Source organism: Dietzia sp. HMSC21D01 (assembly GCF_001815995.1).
Taxonomy (GTDB): Bacteria; Actinomycetota; Actinomycetes; order Mycobacteriales; family Mycobacteriaceae; genus Dietzia; species Dietzia cinnamea.
Map to the genome: position 1 here is coordinate 1 of NZ_KV824177.1, position 1562 is coordinate 1562.

Below are 1562 nucleotides of genomic sequence, written 5' to 3' on the forward strand. Positions count from 1 at the left end.
CGGCCGTGGAGGTGGGCGCGGCCGTGGAGGAGGGTGCGGCCGTGGAGGTGGCCGGGGCGGTGGCGACGACGACGAGGGCCGCCACCGCGACAGCGCGCAGGAGCGTCATCTGCTCATTAAGCCACGGCCCGTGATCATCGGCAGGTCCTTGGCGTAGACGAGGCCCGGCTCCGCGGCGACGACCGCCTCGACGGAATTGACCAGCCGCATCGCGGTGACCCGCATGCCGGACTCGTTGTGGTCGCCGTGTTCGGCGTGGTGACCGAACTCGATCCGCATCGCCGGGTCGCCGGAGATCTCGACGCGGTAGCAGCCGTCGCCGTGATCGGGCCGCGGCCAGTCGGGGGCCTGATCGTGGGCCGTGCGGGTGACGTGTTCCAGCACGATGCGGAACTCGCCGTCGACCTGTCCGACCACCTCGAACCGCAGCGCCGCCTGCGTCCCCTCGGGCACCTCGCACGCGAGGAGCGACAGGTCCCGGTCGGCGGGCAGACGCTCGTGCCGCTCGACCAGCGGCTCGTCGAGGGTGACGTCGAGCGCTGCGGCGAGCTGCCGGACCACCGACCCCCAGCCGGCGGCGAGCATCCCGGGCCGCAGCAGCGGCGGCAGGGTGTCCATCGGCTGCCCGAAGCCGAAGAGCCGACGCATGGTCTCGCCCTGGTGGTAGACGGAGTAGTCGGCGATCTCGCCCACCCGGATGTGGTCGATCCGCCGGGAGAGGCTCGTCATGACCAGCGGCAGCACGTCGTTGGCGAAGCCGGGATCGATGCCGTTGACGTGCAGTGTCGCGCCGCCCTCGCGCCCGGCGGCGTCCAGCGCGGTGATCATGTCCTCCGGGATGGTGCCGTGCGGGAACTGCAGCAGCACCGGCCCGGAGGCGATGACGTCGATCCCCGCGCGCAGGAACCGGTGGAAGTCCTCGATGGCCTCCATGAACCGGGTCTCGGTCTCCGCGGTGTAGACGACGGCGTCGGGCTCCAGGGCGAGCAGCGCGGCGGCGTCATCGGTGGCGGCGACGCCCAGGTCGCGGCCCAGCCCGGCCAGGCGGCCCGCGTCCTGTCCGACCTTGGCCGGGTCGGAGACGAACACGCCCACCAGCTCGAGCTCGGGCCGGGCATCGATCCCCTCGACCGCCATCCGCCCGAGGTACCCCGTCGACCACTCCACGACCCGGATCGTCATGGAACGTGACCCTATGCGACGACCCGGGCGCCCCGGCGGGTCACGTGGCGGGCGGGCCAATCACGTGGCGCCGGGGCGTCTTACCTGTCCTGCGGAGACGGTCCCCGCTCCGGCACGTCCTTGGGTGCGTTCGGGTCCTCCGCATTGCGGCTGCCGCCGACATGCGCCTCCTCGCGCATCCGCTCGCTCATGTGCGGGTAGTGCAGTTCGAACGCGGGGCGCTCGGAGCGGATGCGCGGCAGGCTCGCGAAGTTGTGGCGCGGCGGCGGGGACGAGGTGGCCCACTCCAGGGAGTTGCCCGCGCCCCACGGGTCGTCCACCAGGACGAGGTCGCCGTAGCGCCAGCTGGAGATGATGTTCCAGATGAACGGCAGCATCGC

At 72.3% G+C, this 1562-nt stretch carries 1 protein-coding gene and 1 pseudogene; both read right to left on the reverse strand.

Annotation, left to right across the window (positions count from 1 at the left end; all coding sequences use genetic code 11):
* Window positions 1-105: 105 nt before the first annotated feature.
* The gene (locus HMPREF3086_RS17500; protein WP_070723227.1) at window positions 106-1182 is read right to left on the reverse strand and encodes an NAD(P)H-dependent amine dehydrogenase family protein; all 1077 of its coding nucleotides are present in this window, start codon (window positions 1180-1182) and stop codon (window positions 106-108) included.
* Between the two features lie 80 nt (window positions 1183-1262).
* Window positions 1263-1562, reverse strand: a pseudogene (locus HMPREF3086_RS17505) (cytochrome ubiquinol oxidase subunit I); the annotation flags it as partial.

What these genes read in the sequence shown, in the direction of transcription:
- HMPREF3086_RS17500 (WP_070723227.1), bottom strand. Translation starts at nt 1,182, where the DNA reads ATGACGATCCGGGTCGTGGAGTGGTCGACGGGGTACCTCGGGCGGATG.